At 68.4% G+C, this 2,465-nt stretch carries 5 protein-coding genes; 3 read left to right on the top strand and 2 right to left on the bottom strand.

Translation table 11 applies throughout. The annotated features are described in order from the left end of the window. Positions 1-234, bottom strand: a 234-nt coding sequence (crgA, locus tag SSBG_RS14330) for a cell division protein CrgA (RefSeq protein WP_008746832.1), incomplete at its 3' end; no start/stop codon positions are given. Between the two features lie 157 nt (positions 235-391). Between crgA and SSBG_RS14325 the strand changes: the two genes are divergently transcribed. The 3 genes from SSBG_RS14325 to SSBG_RS14315 all read left to right on the top strand — a co-directional run bounded on the left by SSBG_RS14325 (position 392) and on the right by SSBG_RS14315 (position 2,185). Further along, a complete protein-coding gene (locus SSBG_RS14325) occupies positions 392-1,174 on the top strand; it encodes a DUF881 domain-containing protein (protein ID WP_008746831.1) in 783 nt (260 codons plus the stop codon). Between the two features lie 124 nt (positions 1,175-1,298). Further along, positions 1,299-1,523: a hypothetical protein gene (locus tag SSBG_RS33230; protein WP_158677778.1), complete on the top strand. Its 225-nt coding sequence runs from the start codon at positions 1,299-1,301 to the stop codon at positions 1,521-1,523. Beyond that, positions 1,520-2,185 carry an aminodeoxychorismate/anthranilate synthase component II gene (locus SSBG_RS14315; protein ID WP_008746829.1) on the top strand — a complete coding sequence of 222 codons (666 nt, stop codon included), beginning with the start codon at positions 1,520-1,522 and terminating at the stop codon, positions 2,183-2,185. Before SSBG_RS33230 ends, SSBG_RS14315 begins: the two co-directional genes overlap by 4 nt. An 87-nt stretch (positions 2,186-2,272) precedes the next feature. Here SSBG_RS14315 and SSBG_RS34705 read toward each other — a convergent pair. Beyond that, on the bottom strand, positions 2,273-2,465 hold a 193-nt coding region (locus tag SSBG_RS34705; protein ID WP_234010527.1), incomplete at its 5' end, for a hypothetical protein.

Here is a 2,465-nt window from a genome sequence, read left to right as displayed (position 1 = left end):
GCCCGCGGCGATGAAGCCGAAGCCGACGAGGATGTTCCAGTTGTCGAGCGAGTCGATCGGCAGACTGCCGTCCGTCACATAGTAGACGACGATCCAGGCGAGCCCGAGGGCGAACATCGCCAGCATCAGCGGGGCGACCCAGCTTCCGTTGCTGAGCTTCACGGTCGTCGCCTGCTGCTTCGCGGCAGGCGGCGGCGTGTAGTCGGCCTTCTTGCGGATACGGGACTTCGGCACGAGGGGGCTCTCCTGTCGATGCGCTGTTCGGTGCGGACCTGTGAGGCCGGCCGCAAGGAACGGGGCGGGCGCTCTTCGGGCGCTCGGGCGGACCCCGGGGCCCTCCGGGCGTCCGTTAGCGTAGTGCTTCCACGGTGCCGAAGGAGATCAGGGTACGTTGAGCAATTCTGCCGACTCCCCCCCGAAGCGATCCACCCCCCAGGGCCACGGGTTCCGCTTCCGTCCCGCGAGAATCCTCACGCTCGCGGTCTTCGCCCTGGCCGGGCTGATCTTCTTCACGAGTTTCCACACCGCGCGCGGTACCAACATCCGTACCGACACCTCGCTCCTCAAGCTCTCCGACCTCATCAAGGAGCGCAGCGACAAGAACGGAGACGCCGAGCGCGGGAACGCCGCGCTGCGCAGCCGCGTCGAGGCGCTCGCGGCCCGCGACGACGGGCGCAGCGCGGCCGAGGACAAGCGGCTCACCCGCGTCGAGGACCGCGCCGGCACGCGCCCCGTGCGCGGCCAGACCGTCTCCGTCACGCTCCAGGACGCGCCCCCCGACGCCGGGCCCAGGCTCCCCGGCTACCCGGAGCCCCAGCCCAACGACCTCGTCATCCACCAGCAGGACCTCCAGGCCGTCGTCAACGCCCTGTGGCGGGGCGGGGCGCGCGGCATCGAGGTCATGGGCCAGCGGCTCATCTCCACGAGCGCGGTGCGCTGCGTCGGCAACACCCTGATCCTCCAGGGCCGCGTCTACTCGCCGCCCTACAAGATCACCGCCGTCGGCGACCCCGACGACCTGCGCACGGCCCTCTCGGAATCCCCCGCGATCCGGAACTACATGCTCTACGTCAACGCCTACGGGCTCGGCTGGAAGGCCGAGAACGAGGGCACCAAAACCCTGCCCGGGTACACCGGCACCGTCGATCTGCACTACGCGGAACCGGTGGAGTGAGCCGGCAGGGTAAAGAACACCCTCGCGCCGCACCAAGGCTTTCCGCAGCACGCCCACGCGGCGGGCCCCCCTCCCCTTAGGCTGGGGCCGCACCCGCGGAGCCTTCGGGAAGGCCCGGGTGCCCATGAAGAACGACACGGCGGCACGAGCGACAGCAGGGACGGCACGGCGCATGTACGGGTGGATCTGGCGGCATTTGCCGGGCAACGCGTGGGTCAAGGCGCTCCTGTCGCTCCTCCTCGCCCTCGCCGCGGTCTTCCTCCTCTTCCAGTACGTCTTCCCGTGGGCGGAGCCGCTGCTCCCCTTCAACGACGTCACCGTCGACCAGGGAATGCGAGCAGCGCGATGACCACCGAGGCCCCCGCCCGTACCGCGAGCCGGGTGCTCGTCGTCGACAACTACGACAGCTTCGTCTTCAACATCGTCCAGTACCTGCACCAGCTCGGCGCCGTGTGCGAGGTGCTGCGCAACGACGAGGTGAGCACCGCCGACGCCGACCCCGCGCGCTACGACGGCGTCCTGCTCTCCCCGGGTCCCGGTACGCCCGAGGAGGCCGGGGTGTGCGTCGAGATGGTGCGGCACTGCGGCGCCACGGGCCTCCCGGTCTTCGGCGTCTGCCTCGGGATGCAGTCCATGGTCGTCGCGTACGGGGGTGTCGTGGGCCGGGCCCCCGAACTGCTGCACGGGCGGACCTCCGAGGTGCTGCACGAGGGCGGCGGCGTCTTCACCGGGCTCCCCTCGCCCTTCACCGCCACGCGCTACCACTCGCTGGCCGCCGAACCCGCCGCGCTGCCCGCGGCCCTGGAGGTCACCGCGCGCACCCGCGACGGGATCATCATGGGCGTACGGCACCGGGAACTCGCCGTCGAGGGCGTGCAGTTCCACCCCGAGTCGGTCCTCACCGAGCACGGGCACCTCATGCTCGCCAACTGGCTCACCGCCTGCGGTGACCCGGGCGCGGTCGGCCGCTCGGCCGGACTCGCGCCGGTGGTGGGCAGGGCCTCGGCGTGACCGCGCTGCGGCCCGGGCGCGAGCCGGGACGCCACGGCACCGGGAGCGGGCCGGGACAGGAGCCCGCGCCGTTGACGGACACCCCCGTCATGGGCACCCCGGCCGTCCCCGCGCCCGCCCCGCCGCACTCCGCCTCCTAGATGGTCGGGACGAGTATCTTTTTTCTTTCTCTTTAAATAATTTAATTATTATATAAAATGTAATTAAATAAAAAATTTTTTTCTTGATAGTTTTTTTTTTTTTTTTTTTTTTTTTTTTTTTTTTTTTTTTTTTTTTTTTT

Source organism: Streptomyces sp. SPB074 (assembly GCF_000154905.1).
In the GTDB taxonomy this organism is placed as follows: Bacteria; Actinomycetota; Actinomycetes; order Streptomycetales; family Streptomycetaceae; genus Streptomyces.
The sequence above is the reverse complement of the archived record's forward strand: the minus strand, read 5'-3'. Positions and strand labels throughout refer to the sequence as shown.